Annotated in this window: 17 protein-coding genes and 1 pseudogene; 15 read left to right on the top strand and 3 right to left on the bottom strand. The window is 68.2% G+C overall.

Annotation, left to right across the window (positions count from 1 at the left end; translation table 11 throughout):
* Positions 1-29 precede the first annotated feature (29 nt).
* Entirely contained in the window at positions 30-413 is a 384-nt protein-coding gene (locus tag AB0D59_RS14220) for a hypothetical protein (protein WP_362564632.1), read from the top strand.
* Between the two features lie 87 nt (positions 414-500).
* On the opposite strand, the pseudogene AB0D59_RS14215 reads toward AB0D59_RS14220, so the two are convergent.
* Positions 501-938 (bottom strand): annotated as a pseudogene (locus tag AB0D59_RS14215) (transposase); the annotation flags it as partial.
* Between the two features lie 859 nt (positions 939-1,797).
* Between AB0D59_RS14215 and AB0D59_RS14210 the strand changes: the two are divergent.
* From AB0D59_RS14210 to AB0D59_RS14145, 14 genes are all read left to right on the top strand, one after another.
* A complete protein-coding gene (locus tag AB0D59_RS14210; protein WP_362564631.1) occupies positions 1,798-2,520 on the top strand; it encodes a hypothetical protein in 723 nt (240 codons plus the stop codon).
* Positions 2,521-2,541: 21 nt separating this feature from the next.
* The gene (locus AB0D59_RS14205; protein WP_362564629.1) at positions 2,542-3,732 is read left to right on the top strand and encodes a phage tail protein; all 1,191 of its coding nucleotides are present in this window, start codon (positions 2,542-2,544) and stop codon (positions 3,730-3,732) included.
* Entirely contained in the window at positions 3,729-5,006 is a 1,278-nt protein-coding gene (locus AB0D59_RS14200; RefSeq protein WP_362564627.1) for a tape-measure protein, read from the top strand. Before AB0D59_RS14205 ends, AB0D59_RS14200 begins: the two co-directional genes overlap by 4 nt.
* A 46-nt stretch (positions 5,007-5,052) precedes the next feature.
* Positions 5,053-5,973: a phage tail protein gene (locus AB0D59_RS14195; protein WP_362564625.1), complete on the top strand. Its 921-nt coding sequence runs from the start codon at positions 5,053-5,055 to the stop codon at positions 5,971-5,973.
* Between the two features lie 67 nt (positions 5,974-6,040).
* Positions 6,041-7,270 carry a hypothetical protein gene (locus AB0D59_RS14190; protein ID WP_362564623.1) on the top strand — a complete coding sequence of 410 codons (1,230 nt, stop codon included), beginning with the start codon at positions 6,041-6,043 and terminating at the stop codon, positions 7,268-7,270.
* A 16-nt stretch (positions 7,271-7,286) separates the two neighbouring features.
* A complete protein-coding gene (locus tag AB0D59_RS14185) occupies positions 7,287-7,658 on the top strand; it encodes a hypothetical protein (RefSeq protein ID WP_362564621.1) in 372 nt (123 codons plus the stop codon).
* Entirely contained in the window at positions 7,655-8,065 is a 411-nt protein-coding gene (locus AB0D59_RS14180; RefSeq protein WP_362564619.1) for a hypothetical protein, read from the top strand. Before AB0D59_RS14185 ends, AB0D59_RS14180 begins: the two co-directional genes overlap by 4 nt.
* Before the next feature lie 23 nt (positions 8,066-8,088).
* Complete coding sequence (locus tag AB0D59_RS14175; RefSeq protein WP_362564617.1) at positions 8,089-9,210, top strand: hypothetical protein; 1,122 nt, start codon at positions 8,089-8,091, stop codon at positions 9,208-9,210.
* Entirely contained in the window at positions 9,207-10,361 is a 1,155-nt protein-coding gene (locus AB0D59_RS14170) for a hypothetical protein (protein ID WP_362564615.1), read from the top strand. The genes AB0D59_RS14175 and AB0D59_RS14170 overlap by 4 nt, the downstream gene beginning before the upstream one ends.
* On the top strand, positions 10,361-11,050 hold the full coding sequence (locus AB0D59_RS14165) for a hypothetical protein (protein WP_362564613.1): 690 nt from the start codon (positions 10,361-10,363) through the stop codon (positions 11,048-11,050). The genes AB0D59_RS14170 and AB0D59_RS14165 overlap by 1 nt, the downstream gene beginning before the upstream one ends.
* 23 nt (positions 11,051-11,073) lie before the next feature.
* Positions 11,074-11,532 (top strand): ATP-binding protein, encoded by a 459-nt coding sequence (locus tag AB0D59_RS14160; protein WP_362564612.1) that lies wholly within the window; start codon positions 11,074-11,076, stop codon positions 11,530-11,532.
* Between the two features lie 87 nt (positions 11,533-11,619).
* Positions 11,620-12,486 carry a peptidoglycan-binding protein gene (locus AB0D59_RS14155; RefSeq protein ID WP_362564610.1) on the top strand — a complete coding sequence of 289 codons (867 nt, stop codon included), beginning with the start codon at positions 11,620-11,622 and terminating at the stop codon, positions 12,484-12,486.
* Between the two features lie 27 nt (positions 12,487-12,513).
* Positions 12,514-12,741 (top strand): hypothetical protein, encoded by a 228-nt coding sequence (locus AB0D59_RS14150; protein WP_362564608.1) that lies wholly within the window; start codon positions 12,514-12,516, stop codon positions 12,739-12,741.
* Complete coding sequence (locus AB0D59_RS14145; RefSeq protein ID WP_362564606.1) at positions 12,728-12,991, top strand: hypothetical protein; 264 nt, start codon at positions 12,728-12,730, stop codon at positions 12,989-12,991. The genes AB0D59_RS14150 and AB0D59_RS14145 overlap by 14 nt, the downstream gene beginning before the upstream one ends.
* A 56-nt stretch (positions 12,992-13,047) precedes the next feature.
* On the opposite strand, the gene AB0D59_RS14140 is transcribed toward AB0D59_RS14145, so the two are convergent.
* Together AB0D59_RS14140 and rpoB are read right to left on the bottom strand one after the other, a co-directional pair.
* Positions 13,048-16,947 carry a DNA-directed RNA polymerase subunit beta' gene (locus tag AB0D59_RS14140; RefSeq protein ID WP_362564604.1) on the bottom strand — a complete coding sequence of 1,300 codons (3,900 nt, stop codon included), beginning with the start codon at positions 16,945-16,947 and terminating at the stop codon, positions 13,048-13,050.
* 102 nt (positions 16,948-17,049) lie between these two features.
* Positions 17,050-20,535 (bottom strand): DNA-directed RNA polymerase subunit beta, encoded by a 3,486-nt coding sequence (gene rpoB, locus AB0D59_RS14135; protein WP_362564602.1) that lies wholly within the window; start codon positions 20,533-20,535, stop codon positions 17,050-17,052.
* Between the last annotated feature and the right edge of the window lie 289 nt (positions 20,536-20,824).

Genomic DNA, 20,824 nt, shown 5'->3' with positions numbered 1-20,824 from the left:
GCCCGCGCCGGACCCCCATGATTCCCGCCATGTACAAACGAAGACGGCTATTGGGCACCTTCCTGGGCGTGGCGCTCGCCGCCCTCCTCCCCGGCGTCGGCGTGGTGGCCGAGGACGCATGGATGGGGGTCGTGCTGGCCGGTTGCGTCTTCCTCGTGCTGAACCAGCTGATCCACACCTACCCGAGCGACATCCGCAACGCTCCCCCGGTCGCGCTGCTGATCCTGTCCGCTGTCGGCGTCGTCCAGGACACCCTGATCTGGCTGCTCGTCTCGTGGCTCACCACGAAGCTGGATCTCGGCCTCCACGTGACCGGCTTCCTCACGGCCCTGCTGGCCGGCGCCATAGTCCGCGCAACGGTCCTCGTCCTCCTCCCGTTCGGCCCGCAGCCGACGCCCGGAGAAGCTTCGTAATAACAACGGCTAACAAAATGGCGCGGACCAGTCTGATGGTGTCCGCCGGGAGAGCAAGATGCTGATGCGCTGCCGGGGGCCGTCCTTTTAGGGTACGGCCTGCCGTTCGCAGGCGAGTTTGAGGAATGCTTCGTGGATGTCGGCCCGCCGGTCCCAGCGGATCCGGAGACGCCGAAAGCCGTGCAGCCATGCGAAACTCCGCTCGATCACCCAGCGGTAGGTGCCCAGCCCGGGGCCGTGCGGAGTGCCTCGGCGGTTGATCGCCGGCACGATGCCACGGTCGTGGACCTGGTCGCGGTATACGTCGTGATCGTAGCCGCGGTCGGCACCGAGCGAGTCGGGCCTGCGGCGCGGATGGCCCACGCGGCCGCGAACCGGCGGGATCACATCGAGCAAGGGCATGAGCTGGGTGACGTCGTTGCGGTGTTTGGAGCCTGCCCGGCCCGGCCGCGTTCAGCACGTCATACCCGAGCCGAAGACCAACTCCCGCGGCAGGTACTCCCATGGGATGCCGGTGTGCAACACGACAGGATCCCGCACCGAACGCTCAACTCCCGGCCCGGACACGGCGATCAGCGTCGATCCACCTCATTGCGTCAGCCGTTGTTGTCGCTCTGGCCCGAGCGTCTGTGCATCCACATGAGGAAGGCAACAAAGGAAGAAACGATCCCCAACGCAAGAAGACCTGTTCCAAGCATGAACTACACCAGAACCGCCACGTATTCCCCCAGTTACTGTTACCTGACCTCTGCAGCCGTTCTTTTACCTGTCTGCTCCGTCCGGTGCACCTGGGCTCAGGGCTTGAACCGGAAGAAAACCACCATGAGCCCCTCTGCGGCGACCCCAGCACTGGCCCGCGGCAGGAATTTCGCGAAGGACACTCCCTGTACGGCCTTTCGCCAGGAGAGCAGCACCATGAGAGCGACGAACAGAAGAGGCTAGTGGGCCACCATCACCATCCCACCGGCCAAAAGCCACCGCCGCCACCGACAACGGAAGAGGCACGCCGCATTCGCGATACCGGGGCGACGCGCGGTCAAAGCGTGAGGACGAATACACAGAGCCCGAAGAACACCACACCGATTCCGGCCGACAGCGCAACGCGTTTGGGTCTCGACGGTATCTCCGGGACTCTTCGCGCGCTTTCCCATGTCGAGAAGGAGACGAAGAAGGAAATAGCCGAAATCGCCAGAAGTCCCACGGAAATAAAGAAGTACCAGACTTTCACTTTTCCCCCACTCGTGAAAATAAACCAATCGAACAATACCGGAGCGACAGACCCCGGACAAGGGCGGGTTCGACTGGTGGCGGACTCGGATCCGATCCGCTTTGGGGGTATTGGCCACACTTCGGGAATGCTCAACCACGGAGAGGAAGTCAACGCATGGGACAGCACACCACGGATGAGGTGTACGACAGACTGACCGACGTCGAGCAGAAGCTCGACGATCACTCCAAAACCGCCGTAACAACCGCCCATTTCGACCAGAAGATCAGCGATCTCAAGACGGCGATCCAGAACGGCGGAAACAAAAAGGAAGAAGAACCGCAGAAATGGCAGGACATCGTCAAGGACATGTCCCCCATCAAGGAGTTCCTCGCGGTCCTGAAGGGTGCGGATCTCTTCAGCCAGATTGTCCTCACAGTCACCGCCCTCGTCGCTGCCGCCGGCGTCGTCACCGCCCTCGTGTCGAAGGTCAAGGAGCTGACCCTCGCTTACACGGGGCGCACGCGGCAATACGGCCTCTTCGGCGATGCCATTCCGCAGGATCAGCGCCAGCGAAGGCACTTCGGTCGGGGCGAGAGCGGGGGGTGGCGAGGTTGGGGGATGCAGCCGGAGGAGCAGACGGACGCACAGCAGCCGAATCTCCCCTCAGTCGCCGAGATCAACCTCGTCAAAGAAGCCATGGGTCGCCTCAATACCGAGGTCGGTACGTACCGCGACAAGGTGCGCGGTCTCGCCACCCCCCGCGCCATGCGTCAGATGGCCTCGGCGGCCAAGCAACTGGAGAGCGCGGCGAAGAAGCATCAGTCCGTCGACACACTCGCCAGCTCGATCCGTGGCCTCAACACGGAATTGCGCACGCTGGCCCAAGCCGCCGGCTGACCAAGGTCGAGGAGACAGAACATGAGCCTCGTCAGTTCACTGAAGAAAGCGTCCGGTTCCCTCCAGGACTTCAAGGAGAAGGCCTCCGGAGCCGGCACTGCCGCGAAGAACGTCGGCACTGCCGGTCAGAAGGGAGCCGGGCAGCTCAAGACCCTGAAGTCAGCCGCCCAGGACTCCGAGAAGGAGCTGAAGGACCTCAAGTCCGCCTCCGACAAGGCGGAGAAGTCCATCGGGAAGGCCGGCAAGACCGGTTCCAGTGCCGGTAAGAACCTCGGGAAGTACGAGTCCGGGGCGAGCAAGGCCGCCAAGGGCCAGGACAAGATGAACAAGTCGATGAAGGGCAACTTCTTCGGCCTGCTCATGCAGTTGCTGCAGCCGCTCATCGACAAGGTCATCGACATGGTGACCAACTCGAAGACCATGCAGAAGGTCCTCAAGCAGGCCTTCGAGGTCATCAAGAGCGTGATCAGCAACGTCATGAAGGCCATCGGGCCGATCATGAAGAACGCCGGCAAGCTGATCAAGTCGGTCTGGAGCGGCATCAAGACGGCCGTCACGAACATCGTCAAGGCCGTCGCCACCGTCATCCGGACCTACGTCACCATGTGGAAGACGATCATCAGTGGCGCCCTCAACGCGATCCGCTCGGTCGTCTCCGGGGTGTGGAAGGGCATCAAGGCCGTCATCTCGCCGGTCGTCAGCTGGATCAAGTCCGCGATCCCGAGCGCCTTCCAGGCCGTCAAAAACCGGCTGTCCAGCATCTGGGGCGGCCTCAAGGGCATCGCGAGCCGTGCCTTCGACGGGATCAAGGGCGCGGTCCGCGGCCCGATCAACGGGGTCATCGCCATCATCAACTCCGCGATCGGCGCCCTCAACGGCATCCACGTCTCCATCCCCGGCTGGGTCCCGATGGTCGGCGGCAAGACCTTCGGCGTCAGCCTTCCGAGGATCCCCGCGCTGGCCACCGGCGGTGTCGTGCTGCCCCGCTCCGGCGGTGTCCCGGCGCTCCTCGCCGAGGCCGGTGAGGCGGAGGCCGTACTGCCGCTCAGCAAGCTCGATCGGCTGCTGAAGCGGGCGGCCGCCCGAGGCGCCACGAGCGGCACCGCCGCCGACAGCGGCGCGCTGCACATCGAGCACTACTACGCGGCCGAGACCAGCAGCCCGCAGCGCACCGCCGACGCGCTGATGTTCCTGGCGAAGGCGCGCGGATGAGTGCCGCACTCGGCACCGCTCCGGCCACTCCGCTCGGAGCCTTCATGCCCATGGTGGGCGCCCTGCGCAGCCGGGCCGAACAGAGCGTCACCGCTCTACGCACGGCCACCAGCCGCTTCAAGGACGCCGTCATCGGTATCGACCGCCTCGCCTCGACCGCCGGCCAAGCCGTCGGCGTCGTACAGAAGACGAAGGAGACCGCCGAGGCGACCGCCCGTTCCGTCACCCAGACGGGACGGACCGCCGGCGCCGCGGCGGGAGAGGTGAAGTCCCTCAAGACCGGACCAAAGGGCGCCGGATCGAAGCTGGGCCTGCTGCTGACCGGCCTCGGCGGCGTCATGTCCCTGGTCCTCAGCCTCGTCGATCTCGCCGGTCCGCTCGGAAACTTCCTCGACACCTTCGGCACCGCCATGACCATCGGCTCCGGCGTGATGATCGTCGTCAACGCCCTGACCCGCGCCAACCCCATCGGCTTCGTCACCGGCCTGCTCCTCCCGGTGGCCGGCCGGCTGCTGGACATCGCGCTCAACTCCGAGACCGGGCAACGCCTGATGGACCAGCTCGCCAAGCTGATCCTCCAGTACGTCACCGGTTACCTGACCATCCTCACTCCCGTCCTCAAGGCCATCGCCGGCGCGGTGAACACGTACGTCACCGGCTACCTCACCCTGATCACCGGTGTCCTGACCGCGATCGGCACCCTCATCGGCACCGGCTTCGCCGTCCTCAAGGCGCTCACCACCGGGGACACCCACGCGCTGAGCGGCAGGGTGTCGGCAGTCTGGAACGGGCTGGGGACCGCCGTGAAGCCCGTCCTCGCCTGGATCACCAAGGACATCCCCCAGGGGTTCATCCGGATCAAGGACGCCACCACCCACACCCTCACCGCCATGGGTCGGTTCGTCACCACCGGCGCGCAGACCGTCGCCGGGGTGATCAAGGGCCCGATCCAGGGGCTCGTCGCCTTCGCGAACTGGGTGATCGACGGGCTGAACAAGCTCAGCTTCAGCTTCTTCGGCAAGAAGTTCGGCGTGCATCTGAGCAAGATCCCGATGCTGGCGGAGGGCGGAGTCGCCGTGCCCGGCGCCGCGCCTCGCACCGGCCGCGTCCTGCCCCTCGGCGCCCTGGAACGCCAACGCGCCCTCGCCCGCCGGAACAGCAGCGCGCGGGCCCGGCGGGCCCACCGCATCAAGGAGTTCCACGAGAGCCACGGCGCCGGCGCCCACACCACCGCGACCGACCTGCTCTTCCTGGCCGCCGCCCACGCCTGCTAGCCCCCTCAGCAGCAAGGACAACCGCATACCAGTGAGGTGAAGGCCCATGGCCGACCTGACCACAACCGCATACACCGACGACGTTCCCCCCGGCTCACTCATCACCCGCGACGGGCAGATGCAGTGGGCCGGACTGCTGCTCGGCCCCGGTACGCCGTACGAGATCGGCAGCGACGGGCTGACCGGCTGGGAGGACCTGCCGGACTACGACACCACCGACGCCGACCACCCCACCGCGCATGGCGCCTGGCCGGGCGCGCGCTACGCCAAGCCCCGCAAGGTCGGCGGCACGGTGTGGACCGTACCGCCGGCCGACGACACCGCCTCCTCCCTCGCCGCGACGCGCGCCCTGCGCCAGGCCCTGCTCCTCGGCGACTCGGAGCGCTGGCTCGCGGTGCGGCTGCACGGCGAGACGCTCGCCGTCCGGGCCCGGGTCGGCCAGCGGGTGCTGGCCGCCGACCGGACGTACACCACACAGGGTGTCTCCAAGGCGTCCGTGCAGTGGTACGCGACCGACCCGCGCCGTTACGCCGTGGACGAGCAGGCGGCCGTGACCGGTGCCCCGCAGCCGGAGAGCGGGCTCACCTGGCCGCTGACCTGGCCGTTGTACTGGGGCCAGGCGGCCTCCACGGGTGACGTCAACGCCGACAACACCGGCTCGGCGCCGACCCATCCGACCCTCACCTTCATCGGTCCGTGCACCAACCCGACCGTCACGGACCGGACTTCGGGCCGCAGGCTGCGCTACGTGATCACGCTCGCGGCGGGTGACGAGCTGGTCGTGGACACGGCGGAGGGGACGGTCACCCTCAACGCCACCGCCAGCCGCCGCCACACCGCCGCCGCGGACAGCAGCCCCGAGGAACTGTTCGCCTTCGAACCCGGCCGCGCCCAGCTGGCGTTCCGCCCCGACAGCTACGGCACCGGCGCCCAACTCACCGTCCGCTGGCGCTCGGCGGAGTGGTGACCGGCGCCCGTACCCGAGTCGGCAGCACCGCCCGTCCCCCCGTCGACAGAACACAGGAGACCTCCGCATGAACCTGCGCAGCTCATGGGTGGCCGAGTCCGGTCAGACCCGCGAGGACACCCGTCTGACCCAGCTGGGCGCGACCACCCCGGCCAACCCGCTCGAAGTCCGCTCCGGCATCCTTCCGGGGTCGTACGACGGTCTCTCCCGGCTGTCCGGCTTCTGGATGCAGGGCACCGCGGGCGCCATGACGGCGACCGTGCACGAGGGCCGGGCCGTCATCGCGGCCGGCGCCACCCAGGGCGCCTATCCGGTCACCCTGCCCGAAACGACCCCCCTCACCTTCGCCGACGGCGACGCCGCGAACCCCCGGATCGACCTCGTCGTCCTGCGGATCTACGACTCGCTCTACGACAACTCCGGGCAGACCAGGCCCGCCCTGGAGATCATCAAGGGCACCCCGGCCACCACCCCGGCCGTGCCCGCCGCCCCGGCCATCGCGCTGCCGCTCTACCAGGTCACCGTCCGCGCCGGGATCAGCGCCGGCAAGGGCGGTATCAACTGGAGCACCGACGTCACCGACCTGCGGACGCCCACCGTCGCGGTCGGCGGCATCCTGCCGGTGGTCGGCGAGACCGGCAACGGCGCCTACCCGGGCCAGTACCGCGACTCCGGCGGCGCGCTCCAGCGCTGGGACGGGTCGGCGTGGGTGTCGTACCCGAGCGCGCTGGGCGGTATCGCCCCGGCCGGGACCGTCACCGCCGCGAGCTACACCGGGCAGTACCGGGACAGTTCCGCCGGGATCCTGCAGCGCTGGAACGGCACGTCGTGGGTGGCGTACCAGCCGGTGCCGTCCTGGACCGACTACAAGCCGGTGTGGGGCACGGAGTCCGGTACCGCACCCGTGGTCGGCAACGGCACGCTGGCGGGTTCGTACGTGAAGACGGGCACCGTCGTGCAGGTACGGATCTATCTCAAGATGGGCTCCACGACGAACCTCTCCGCCCTCTCCTCCGGGTCCGCGGGCGGCAACTGGTACTTCTCACTGCCGGTCCCGCCGGTCTCCACCCCGGACTGGAAGCTGGACGGCCGGGTGCTGACCCTGCTCGGCTTCGACAGCTCCGAGAGCCTCTTCTACCAGGGCAGCGCCCTGCTCGCGACGGCCGGCGGCGGCGTGGCCCGTTCACTGCGGGACTCCCTGAGGATCGGCATCGACATCTGGGACGCGGCGTACCCGTTCGTCTGGGCGACCGGGGACGTGCTGTCGATCTACGGCACCTACGAATCCGCTTCCTGACGTCGGGGGTGTTCTCATGACCGTACGTTCCGCATGGCTGTCCCCGGACGGCCAGAGCCGGGAGGACACCCGGACCAACCAGGTCGGCTCGCTCACCCCGGTCACCGACACCAAGGGCCGCTCCGGAGTCCTGCCGGGCTCCGAGGGCGGCGTGTACCGGGTGACCGGGCTGTGGCTGGCCGGCACCGACGGCACGCTGAACGCCACGGTGGGCGTCGGCCGGGCCGTCATCCAGTCGAGCATCGACCGGGGCGCCTACCCGGTGGCCGTCACCCAGCCGGTCGCGCTCACCTTCGCGGGCGGCGACGCCCAGTACGGCCGGATCGACCTGGTCGTCCTGCGCGTCGACGACGACGTCTCCGGCCGCCGGCGGCCGGGACACCCTTGACGATCTCGTTCACGTCCTCGCTGGACGCCGGCCACACCACGTCGACGACCTACGCGGCCGCGCTCACCGGCTGGGCCGTCACCGCGCTCACGGTGACCTTCGTCGCCCCGCCCACCGGCGCCGTCCTGCTGCACTTCGGCGCGCGCATGCTGACACAGAGCAGCACCACCGCGACCGCCTGCATGGGCGTGCAGATCACCCAGGGCAGCACGGTCGTGCTGGCCGCCAACGACGAGAACGCCGCCTCGCACGGCGGCACCGTCTACAGCTCGGTCTCCACCATGTTCCGGGTGTACGGGCTGACGCCCGGTGCGACCGTCACCGTGACCGCCATGCAACGCACCAGCGACGCGGCCGTCACCTGCTGGTTCGACAACCTCTTCATCCGCGCCGACCCAGCCAACTGACCTTCCCTACCAAGGAGTTCACCATGCCCGTACGCTCCGGCTGGCTGTCCCCGGACGGCCAGACCCGCGAGGACACCCGGCTCGTCCCGCTCGGCGCCCTCACCCCGACCTCGCCCGTGGGCACCCGCTCCGGTGTGCTTCCGGGCTCGTACACCGGCCAGTTCCGCATGGCCGGTTTCACCCTGACCGGCATCGCCAACACCATGCGGGCCACGGTCAGCCCCGGCCGGGCCGTCATCCAGGCGCCCGACTCCCCGTCCGCGGTGAGCGCCCGGGGCGCCTACCCGATCGCCCTGACCGAGTACGTGACCGTCACCTTCGACAACGGTGACGCCCAGTACGGCCGGATCGACCTGGTCGTGGTCCGCGTCTACGACGACGCCTACGACGGCTCCGGCCGGACCGAGGCGGTCATCGAGGTCATCAAGGGCACCCCGGCCGCCACCCCGGCCGCGCCCACCACCCCGGACCTGGCCCTGCCGCTGTACGAGGTCCTCGTCCAGGCCAACGCGAGCACGGGCGCCAACGCCATCGTCTGGGGCACCGCCCTGACCGGCCGGCGTACCGCCACCGTCGGGGTCGGCGGCATCCTCCCGGTCAGCACCGACTCCAGCATCGGCTCGTACCCGGGCCAGTACCGGGACCTCGACGGCCAGTTGCAGCGGTGGACCGGCACCGCCTGGACCAACTACCCGGTGCTGCCGACCTGGCAGGACTGGACACCGGCCTGGACGACCGCCTCCGGCACCGCCACACCGTCGTACGGCAACGCCGCCCTCAGCTGCCGGTACCTCAAGTCCGGTACGACCGTGCACCTCAACTTCTCGATCCAGTTCGGCAGCACCACCAACTTCGGCTCCGGCGCCACCACCTCGGACAACTGGAGGTTCGCGCTGCCGGTGACCGCGGCCACCGTCCAGCCCATCGTCGGGTTCGCCGAACTGGGCGCCACCAACAGCGCCCGGAACGTGAGCCGGATCTACCTCGCCACCACCGGCACCTTCGAGCTGGGCGTCTCCACGGGCCGGGTCGACGCCACGGCGATCGTCAATCCGTACTACGGGTCCGTGGACGCGCTGTCGCCCTGGACCTGGGTCAGCGGCTACGCCATCCGCGGCACCGCCACCTACGAGGCCGCCGCATGAGCACCACCGTCAACACGCCCTACCGGGCGATCTTCTGCGATCTGCTCACCGACAGCACCATCGACATCCTGCCGCTGCGCGATGTCACCGTCGACGACTACATCGGCAAGGCCGGTTCCCTGTCCGGCACGATCCCGGTCCCGAACGCGGAGGTGGCCGCCCGGGTCCGCCGGATCGAGGAGGGCCGTACCGCGGTCTACCTCCAGCGCGGCACCGACCTGTGGTGGGGCGGGATCATCTGGACCAGCACCCTGCAGAGCGACGACCAGGGCATCCTCACCCTCGGCATCCAGGCGGCGACCTTCGAGTCGTACGCGGGGCGGCGGGTGATCCGGGCGGACCACCCCGAGTACGACCCCTTGTTCAAGCTGCCCTTCGCCGACGCCGACCAGCTGGACATCGCCCGCCGCCTGTGGGACCACATGCAGACCCAGCTCGACGGCGGGAACATCCTCGTCACCCCCGGCACCGAGACCTCGCAGGTGCTGCGCACGATCACCTACCGGGACGGCGACGAGACCTCCTACCAGGACGCACTGGACGCGCTGGCCGCCCTGGAGGACGGCTTCGAATACCACATCACCGTCTACACCGACCCGGTCGCCGGGACCCGAGTGCGCCGACTGGTGCTGGGCCACCCGAGGATCGAGACCGGCTCCACGCCCCTGGTCCTGGACCGGCCCGGCACGATCCTGTCGTACTCCTTCCCGCGCGACGCCACCCGCGGCGGCACCACCGCCCGGGCCCGGGGCGCCTCCACCAACGACGACCAGTCCACCGAGTCCCGGCCGCTGGCCTCCACGGTCGCGTCCGTCGACCAGTTGATCGGAACTGGGAAGGGCCATGCCGGCTACCCGCGCATCGACCTCACCTCCGACCACAACGACGTCACCGACCAGACCACCCTGAACGCCCTCGCCCGCGCCGAACTGACCGCGGCCACCGGCGCGGTGGTGATACCGGAGATCAGCATCCGGCTCGACGACCTGGTGCCGACCGCACTGCTCGGCCGGACCGCGCGCATCAGGATCACCGACGAGTGGTTCACCGAGGGCCTGGACGCCAGCTACCGGATCATCGGCGTCAAGGTCAGCCCGGCCCAGCGCGGCCGCCCCGACACCGCCGAGCTCTACCTGGAGGAGGCCGCCTGATGCCCCAGCTCCCCGAAGACATCATCGACCGGCTCACCCAGATGGAACGCCGGATCCAGCAGCTGTCCACCGCCGTCAACACCCGGCCGGCCCTCAACACGGTCTCCGGCTCCCTGTCGGTCGGGCCGTCCGGCGGGGCCACCATCTTCCGGGTCGGCAACTGGAACGGCAGCGAGTACCAGATGGAGCTGCGGCGCCAGACCGGCAACCGGGCCCTGAGCATGTACAACGGCGACGGCACCGCCACCTCCGAGCAGCCACTGCGGTTCTACGACGCCGACGAGCGCGAACTCCTCTCGGACGACATCGGCCACGGCGGCCTCGCCCGGCCCTGGCTGGCCATGCTGCCGCCGCAGGACTCGGACTACACCCGCTGGCCACGGACCACGTCCACGGCCATGACGACGATCGCGACGTCCTACAACGTCGCCTGGCAGCCGAAGATGCGGCTCCTCATGAACACCCGCGTCACCTCCGGCTATACCGGCACCGTCCAGGTGCTCGTCAACGGCGTCCCGTGGGGCACCGGCGTCAGCGCCAACACGGACTTCGACTACACGGGCCTGATCAGCTCCGACTTCGGCGCGGTCTTCGGCGCCCTGCTCAAGGTCGAGGTCCAGGCCGCCGTCAGTGCGACCGGCGGCACCGTCTACGTCAACCCCGTGCTGATGCACGGCCGCCAGACCTGACCTCACGGAAAGGGACACCCTCCATGGACATCGACACCAGCCAGCCCTGGGGCCTCGCGATCGACTTCGCCGGCCGGGCCACCCTCACCGAGGCCGGCCACACCATCCATGTCAACGTCTCCGACACCAGCCTCAGCGACATCATCGGCCCGGACTCCATCACCGGTACGTACTCGCCCGTCAACATCACCGCCCAGTTCACCGAGACCGGCGCGAACAACTCGGTGCTGCGCGGCTACGGCCGGGTCACCGTCCTGCCCGTCGGCACGGACCCGGTGCTCCCCGACCAGACCGCGGTCCAGCGCGCGGTGGCCACGGCCCTCGCCAACTTCGTCCAGAACACAGCGGCCTACACGGCCCTGTGCGCGAACTGGCCGCCCAGCGAAGACGGTTCGGGTGACGACTCCGGCGAGGGGTCGGACATCGGCGGTACGGACACGACCGGCACGACCGCCGACTCCGGTACGGAAACCGGCGCCTGACCCTGCCGCACCCCTGTCGCCGCACCCCGAGCCGCCCGACGCCGGCCGGGGTTTTTTCATGCCCGGATCTCCCGGAAGGACCCGCCCATGGCCACACCCCTCTCCGCCGACGCCCTCGTCACCGCCCTGCGGGCCGAGGGCGTCACCGTCGTCGAGCACGACGGCTGGCGTACCCACAACCGCAACAGCAAGGGCAGTTGGGGACCGGTGAACGGCGTGATCATCCACCACACCGTCACCTCCGGCACCAGCACCTCCGTCAGCATGTGCTTCAACGGCCGCTCCGACCTGCCGGGCCCGCTCTGCCATGGCGTCATCGCCAAGGACGGCACCGTCCATCTCGTCGGCAACGGCCGCGCCAACCACGCAGGCAGCGGCGACGGCGACGTCCTGCGGGCCGTCGTCGCCGAGAGCGCCTCGCTCCCCGCGCCCCACCAGAACGACACCGACGGCAACGTCCACTTCTACGGCTTCGAATGCGTCAACCTCGGCGACGGCAGGGACCCCTGGCCCGCCGTCCAGCTGGACGCCATGGTCCGGGCGTCGGCCGCGCTGTGCCGGGCGCACGGCTGGAGCGCCCGGTCGGTGATCGGCCACAAGGAGTGGACCAACACCAAGATCGACCCCAAGGGCTTCGCGATGGCCGACTTCCGCAGCCGGGTCGCGGCCCGGCTGGAGACGAAGACCTCGCCCGGCACGCCCGCCTACCAGCCCTTCCCCGGTGCCGACTGGTTCAGGAAGAAGCCGAGGTCGGCGGTGGTCACCGCGCTGGGCAAGCGGCTGGTCGCCGTGGGCTGCTCCGCGTACGCCGACGGCCCCGGCCCGCAGTGGACCGAGGCGGACCGTGCGTCGTACGCCAAGTGGCAGCGCAGGCTCGGCTACACCGGCACGGCGGCCGACGGCTGGCCGGGGGCGGCCTCCTGGGCGGCGCTCAAGGTCCCCTACAGCTCCTGAAGCAGGCTCCGAGAGACGAGGTTTCCCATGTCAGAGGCCGCCAAGCGGACCCTCCGGACCGTCGTACAAACCGCTGTCGGCCTGTGCGTCCTGCTGCCGACGGTCGTCGACGCCGCCGGCCTCCCGGCCACTCTCCCCTGGGTCGCCGGGGCGCTGGCCGTCGCCGCCGGGGTCGCCCGGGTCATGGCCGTACCCGCCGTACAGGCGCTACTGCCCTCGTGGCTGCGGACGGGAGGCGCTGATGACAGACGCTGATCCGAACGACCCGATCGCCGTCGCCCTGGAACTGGAGCGGCTGCGCGGCACCCTGGAGGCCGGGTTCGCCCGGGTCGACGGGTCGCTCGCGCTGCTGGTCCAGCGCAGCGACCAGACCGACAAGCAGCTCGCCGACCACGAGCAGCGCCTCGACGCGCTGGAGCGGTCCAGGTGGCCGCTGGCCAGTGTCGGCGTACTGGCCGCGGTGGCGACCGTGGTCGTCGCCGCGCTGGAGCTGACGGCACGGTGAGACGCCGAAGGGCGGCCACCCCGGCAACGGGGTGACCGCCCTTCAGAACCCACTACTTACTGGTTGTACGGACCGTAGTCGTAGTCCTCCAGCGGAACGGCCTGGCCGGAGCCCGTGCCGAACGGCGAGTAGTCGATGTCGTCGTAGCCGACGGCCGAGTACATCGCGGCCTTCGCCTCCTCGGTCGGCTCGACCCGGATGTTGCGGTAGCGGGACAGACCCGTACCGGCCGGGATGAGCTTACCGATGATGACGTTCTCCTTGAGGCCGATGAGCGAGTCGGACTTGGCGTTGATCGCCGCGTCCGTGAGGACTCGCGTCGTCTCCTGGAAGGACGCCGCCGACAGCCAGGACTCCGTGGCCAGCGAGGCCTTGGTGATACCCATGAGCTGCGGACGACCGGAGGCCGGGTGACCGCCCTCCTGGACCACACGACGGTTCTCGTGCTCGAACTTCGAGCGCTCGACCAGCTCGCCGGGCAGCAGCTCGGCGTCGCCGGACTCGATGATCGTCACGCGGCGGAGCATCTGCCGGATGATGATCTCGATGTGCTTGTCGTGGATCGACACACCCTGCGAGTTGTAGACCTTCTGGACCTCGCCGACCAGGTGGACCTGGACGGCACGCTGACCCAGGATGCGCAGCACGTCGTGCGGGTTGGTGGCACCCACGGTGAGCTTCTGGCCCACCTCGACGTGCTCGCCCTCGCTGACCAGGAGCCGGGCGCGCTTCGAGATCGGGAACGCCGTCTCGTCGCTGCCGTCGTCCGGGGTGATGACGAGCTTCTTGGTCTTCTCGGTCTCCTCGATCCGCACGCGGCCCTGGGCCTCGGAGATCGGGGCGACACCCTTCGGGGTACGGGCCTCGAAGAGCTCGACGACACGCGGCAGACCCTGGGTGATGTCGTCACCGGCCACACCACCGGTGTGGAAGGTACGCATCGTCAGCTGGGTACCGGGCTCACCGATGGACTGGGCGGCGATGATGCCGACCGCCTCACCGATGTCGACCAGCTTGCCGGTGGCCAGCGAACGGCCGTAGCACATGGCGCAGGTGCCGACGGCGGACTCGCAGGTCAGGACCGAGCGGGTCTTGACCTCCGAGACGCCACGGGCCACCAGCTCGTCGATGAGCACGTCACCGAGGTCGGTGCCGGCCGGGGCCAGCACCTGACCGTCGACCACGATGTCCTCGGCGAGGCAGCGCGCGTACACGGACGTCTCGACGTTCTCCGCCTTGCGCAGCACGCCGTCGGCGCCGATCTCCGCGATGTGGAGCTTGAGGCCGCGGTCGGTGCCGCAGTCCTCCTCGCGGATGATGACGTCCTGGGAGACGTCGACCAGACGACGGGTGAGGTAACCCGAGTCGGCGGTACGCAGAGCGGTGTCCGCCAGACCCTTTCGAGCACCGTGAGTCGAGATGAAGTACTCCAGCACCGACAGGCCCTCACGGAAGGAGGCCTTGATCGGACGCGGGATCGTCTCGTTCTTGGCGTTCGACACCAGACCACGCATACCGGCGATCTGACGCATCTGCATCATGTTGCCTCGTGCGCCCGAGTTCACCATCATGAAGATCGGGTTGGTCTTCGGGAAGTTCTCGTTCATCGCCTCGGCGACCTCGTTGGTCGCCTGGGTCCAGATCTGGATGAGCTCCTGCGTGCGCTCTTCCTTGGTGATCAGACCGCGCTCGTACTGCTTCTGGACCTTCTCGTCCTTGGCCTCGTACCCGGCGACGATCGCCTTCTTCGCCTCGGGAACGACCACGTCGGAGATGGCCACGGTGACACCGGAACGGGTCGCCCAGAAGAAGCCGGCCGCCTTCAGGTTGTCGAGCGTCGCCGCCACGATGACCTTGGGGTAGCGCTCGGCGAGGTCGTTGACGATCTCGGAGAGCTGCTTCTTGCCGACCTCGTAGTCGACGAACGGGTAGTCCTCGGGCAGCAGCTCGTTGAAGAGCGCGCGGCCCAGGGTCGTACGCAGCCGGAAGCTGTCGCCCGTCTGGTACTCCGGCTCACCCTCCTCGACGGCCGGCGGGGTCCAGCCGCGCGGCGGGATGGTGCCCACCGGGAAGCGGATGTCGACCTTCGACTGGAGCGACAGGTCGCCCGCGTCGAACGCCATGATCGCCTCGGCCGCGGAGCCGAAGGACCGGCCCTCGCCCTTGACGTCCCGCATCTCGCTGTCGGTGGTGAGGAAGAACAGACCGAGGACCATGTCCTGGGTCGGCATCGTCACCGGACGGCCGTCGGCGGGCTTGAGGATGTTGTTCGAGGACAGCATCAGGATGCGCGCCTCGGCCTGCGCCTCCGCGGAGAGCGGCAGGTGGACGGCCATCTGGTCACCGTCGAAGTCCGCGTTGAACGCGGTGCAGACGAGCGGGTGGATCTGGATGGCCTTGCCCTCGACCAGCTGCGGCTCGAAGGCCTGGATGCCGAGGCGGTGCAGGGTGGGCGCACGGTTCAGCAGCACCGGGTGCTCGGCGATGACCTCTTCGAGGACGTCGTACACGACGGTGCGGCCGCGCTCCACCATGCGCTTGGCGGACTTGATGTTCTGCGCGTGGTTCAGGTCGACCAGGCGCTTCATCACGAACGGCTTGAAGAGCTCCAGTGCCATGGCCTTGGGCAGACCGCACTGGTGCAGCTTCAGCTGCGGGCCGACGACGATGACGGAACGCGCCGAGTAGTCGACTCGCTTGCCGAGCAGGTTCTGACGGAAACGACCCTGCTTGCCCTTGAGCATGTCGCTCAGGGACTTCAGCGGGCGGTTGCCGGGACCGGTGACCGGGCGACCACGACGACCGTTGTCGAAGAGGGCGTCCACGGCCTCCTGGAGCATGCGCTTCTCGTTGTTCACGATGATCTCGGGCGCACCGAGGTCGAGAAGGCGCTTCAGGCGGTTGTTGCGGTTGATCACACGGCGGTACAGGTCGTTCAGGTCGGAGGTCGCGAAGCGGCCACCGTCCAGCTGCACCATCGGGCGGAGGTCCGGCGGGATGACCGGCACGCAGTCCAGCACCATGCCCTTGGGGCTGTTGCTGGTCTGCAGGAACGCGGAGACGACCTTCAGGCGCTTGAGCGCACGGGTCTTCTTCTGGCCCTTGCCGGTGCGGATGATCTCGCGGAGCTTCTCGGCCTCCTCGTCGAGGTCGAAGGACTCCAGGCGCTTCTGCAGCGCCGCGGCACCCATCGAACCGTCGAAGTACGTGCCGAAGCGGTCACGCAGCTCGCGGTAGAGGAGCTCGTCGCCCTCCAGGTCCTGGACCTTGAGGTTCTTGAAGCGGGTCCACACCTCGTCGAGGCGGTCGATCTCGCGCTGCGAACGGTCGCGCAGCTGCTTCATCTCACGCTCGGCGCCCTCGCGCACCTTGCGGCGCACGTCGGCCTTGGCGCCCTCGGCCTCCAGCTCGGCCAGGTCGGCCTCGAGCTTCTTGGCGCGGGCTTCGAGGTCGGAGTCCCGGCGGTTCTCGACCTGCTGGCGCTCCACGGAGACGTGCGCCTCCAGGGAGGGCAGGTCGCGGGTGCGGCGCTCCTCGTCGACGAACGTGATCATGTACGCCGCGAAGTAGATGACCTTCTCGAGGTCCTTCGGGGCGAGGTCGAGCAGGTAGCCCAGGCGCGACGGGACACCCTTGAAGTACCAGATGTGCGTGACGGGGGCGGCGAGCTCGATGTGGCCCATCCGCTCACGGCGCACCTTGGCGCGGGTCACCTCGACGCCGCAGCGCTCACAGATGATGCCCTTGAAGCGGACACGCTTGTACTTGCCGCAGTAGCACTCCCAGTCCCGGGTGGGGCCGAAGATCTTCTCGCAGAAGAGCCCGTCCTTTTCCGGCTTGAGGGTGCGGTAGTTGATCGTCTCGGGCTTCTTGACCTCGCCGTGGCTCCACTGACGGATGTCGTCAGCGGTGGCCAGGCCGATCCGGAGCTCGTCGAAGAAGTTGACGTCGAGCACTATGCGTCAATCCCTCTCAGGGTTGTGAGTCTTTGGTCTGATACGGGGGCCTGGGGGTCGGCGGGGGCCACGCGCGATGGCGAGGCCCCTACCGGACTCCCGTCAGACCTCTTCGACGCTGCTCGGCTCGCGCCGGGACAGGTCGATGCCGAGCTCCTCCGCCGCGCGGAAGACGTCCTCGTCGGTGTCACGCATCTCGATGGACATACCGTCGCTGGACAGCACCTCCACGTTCAGGCAGAGCGACTGCATCTCCTTGATGAGGACCTTGAAGGACTCGGGGATGCCGGGCTCGGGGATGTTCTCGCCCTTGACGATGGCCTCGTAGACCTTCACGCGGCCGGTGACGTCGTCGGACTTGATGGTCAGCAGCTCCTGGAGGGCGTAGGCGGCGCCGTAAGCCTCCAGCGCCCACACCTCCATCTCGCCGAACCGCTGGCCACCGAACTGGGCCTTACCACCCAGCGGCTGCTGGGTGATCATCGAGTAGGGGCCGGTCGACCGGGCGTGCAGCTTGTCGTCGACCAGGTGGTGCAGCTTCAGGATGTACATGTAGCCGATGGAGATCGGGTCCGGGAACGGCTCACCGCTGCGGCCGTCGAACAGCCGCGCCTTGCCGGACGGCTGCACCAGGCGGTCGCCGTCGCGGTTCGGGATGGTGTGCTGGAGCAGACCCGCCAGCTCGTCCTCACGGGCACCGTCGAACACCGGGGTGGCGACGTTGGTGCGCGGGGCGACCTGGTCCGCGCCGATGACCTGGAGGCGCTGGGCCCAGTCGTCGGCGAGGCCGGAGACGTCCCAGCCGCGGCTGGCGAGCCAGCCGAGGTGGATCTCCAGGACCTGTCCCGGGTTCATTCGGGACGGCACACCCAGCGGGTTGAGGATGATGTCGACCGGGGTGCCGTCCTCCAGGAACGGCATGTCCTCGATCGGCAGGATCTTGGAGATGACACCCTTGTTGCCGTGCCGGCCGGCCAGCTTGTCACCGTCGGTGATCTTGCGCTTCTGGGCGACGTACACCCGGACCAGCTGGTTGACGCCGGGCGGCAGCTCGTCGCCCTCCTCGCGGTCGAAGACGCGGACGCCGATGACCTTGCCGATCTCGCCGTGCGGGACCTTCAGCGAGGTGTCGCGCACCTCGCGCGCCTTCTCACCGAAGATCGCACGGAGCAGGCGCTCCTCGGGGGTCAGCTCGGTCTCACCCTTGGGCGTGACCTTGCCGACGAGGATGTCACCGGCGACGACCTCGGCACCGATACGGATGATGCCGCGCTCGTCGAGGTCGGCGAGGACCTCCTCGGAGACGTTCGGGATGTCCCGGGTGATCTCCTCCGGGCCGAGCTTGGTGTCACGGGCGTCGACCTCGTGCTCCTCGATGTGGATCGAGGAGAGGACGTCGTCCTGCACGAGGCGCTGCGACAGGATGATCGCGTCCTCGTAGTTGTGACCCTCCCACGGCATGAACGCCACGAGCAGGTTCTTGCCGAGGGCCATCTCGCCGTTCTCGGTGGCCGGACCGTCGGCGAGCACCTGGCCCGTGATGATCCGGTCGCCCTCGTTGACGATGACCTTCTGGTTGACCGAGGTGCCCTGGTTGGACCGGGAGAACTTGGCCAGGCGGTACGTGATGTACGTGCCGTCGTCGTTGGCGGTGGTGATGTAGTCCGCGGAGACCTCCTGGACCACACCGTCCTTCTCGGCCTTGACCACGTCGCCGGCGTCGACGGCGGAGCGGTACTCCATGCCGGTGCCGACGAGCGGGGACTCGCTCTTGATGAGGGGCACGGCCTGACGCATCATGTTCGCGCCCATGAGCGCACGGTTGGCGTCGTCGTGCTCCAGGAACGGGATCATGGCGGTCGCGACCGACACCATCTGGCGCGGCGAGACGTCCATGTAGTCCACGTCTTCACCGGCGACGTAGTCGACCTCGCCGCCACGGCGGCGGACCAGGACGCGGTTCTCGGAGAAGCGCATGTCGTCGTTGAGGCCGGCGTTGGCCTGCGCGATGACGAACCGGTCCTCTTCGTCGGCGGTCAGGTAGTCCACCTCGTCGGTGACCTGGCCGTCGACGACCTTGCGGTACGGGGTCTCGACGAAACCGAACGCGTTGACGCGACCGTAGGAGGCGAGCGAGCCGATCAGACCGATGTTCGGGCCTTCGGGCGTCTCGATCGGGCACATACGGCCGTAGTGCGACGGGTGCACGTCACGGACCTCGAAGCCGGCCCGCTCACGGGAGAGACCACCCGGGCCAAGAGCCGACAGACGGCGCTTGTGGGTGAGACCCGACAGCGGGTTGTTCTGGTCCATGAACTGGGACAGCTGGCTGGTGCCGAAGAACTCCTTGATGGAGGCGACGACCGGCCGAATGTTGATCAGGGTCTGCGGCGTGATCGCCTCGACGTCCTGGGTGGTCATGCGCTCACGCACGACGCGCTCCATACGCGCCAGACCCGTACGGACCTGGTTCTGGATGAGCTCGCCGACGCTGCGCAGACGGCGGTTGCCGAAGTGGTCGATGTCGTCGGTCTCGACGACGATCGAGCCACCGCTGTCGCCGACCGTCTCGGTCTCGCCCGCGTGCAGCTTCACCAGGTACTTGATCGTCGAGATGATGTCCTCGACGGTCAGGATGCCGGCGTCCAGCGGGGCGTCCGCGCCCAGCTTCTTGTTGACCTTGTAGCGGCCGACCTTGGCGAGGTCGTAACGCTTCGGGTTGAAGTACAGGTTCTCCAGGAGCGTCTGCGCGGCCTCACGCGTGGGGGGCTCGCCCGGACGCAGCTTGCGGTAGATGTCGAGCAGCGCGTCGTCCTGGCCCTGGGTGTGGTCCTTCTCCAGGGTGGCGCGCATGGACTCGTACTCGCCGAACTCCTCGAGGATCTGCTCGGTCGTCCAGCCGAGCGCCTTCAGGAGGACGGTCACGGACTGCTTGCGCTTGCGGTCGATACGGACACCGACCATGTCGCGCTTGTCGATCTCCATCTCCAGCCAGGCACCCCGGGACGGGATGATCTTGGCCGAGAAGATGTCCTTGTCGGACGTCTTGTCGATCGAGGAGTCGAAGTAGACACCCGGCGAACGGACCAGCTGCGACACCACGACACGCTCGGTGCCGTTGATGACGAAGGTGCCCTTGTTCGTCATGAGCGGGAAGTCGCCCATGAAGACCGTCTGGGACTTGATCTCACCGGTCTCGTTGTTGGTGAACTCGGCCGTGACGAAGAGCGGGGCGGCGTACGTGAAGTCGCGCTCCTTGCACTCGTCGATGCTGTTCTTCGGCGGCTCGAAACGGTGGTCGCGGAAGGTCAGCGACATCGACCCGGAGAAGTCCTCGATCGGGGAGATCTCCTCGAAGATCTCCTCCAGACCGGACTTGGTGGGGACGTCCTGACCGGACTCCAGAGCCTCCTCGACCCGACTCTGCCAGGCGGTGTTGCCGAGCAGCCAGTCGAAGCTCTCGGTCTGCAGCGCGAGCAGGTTGGGAACCTCAAGAGGCTCCTTGATCTTTGCAAAGGAGATGCGCAGCGGGGCGGTGCTGGCGCCGTTGTTCATATTCGCGTTCGAGGCAGTGCGCGAGGCGGCCAAGAGGGGGTCCTTCCGAGGGCTCGGACTCACTACGCGCTCCCCGGTCCCTTCCCGGACACAGAGACAGAAACCCCAGTTCAGAGGAGGTTCGGTCGTCGGCATTCGAGTGAGGGCAGACCCCTGGTGACGGGCAGGGGACAGCTAACAGGCAGCGCAAAGGGTCAGTGTAGCCACTTGGCACACTGATGTCCAGTCTCCATTTTCTGAGACCCTCGCCATCGTCAACGCCTGCGTCACATGCCTGCCTTCAACGCACGTTGATACTGCCCTCGTCGTCGCCGATCCATGC

The organism is Streptomyces sp. NPDC048417, assembly GCF_040651615.1.
Classification (GTDB): Bacteria; Actinomycetota; Actinomycetes; order Streptomycetales; family Streptomycetaceae; genus Streptomyces.
This window is presented reverse-complemented; position numbering and strand designations above follow the sequence as displayed.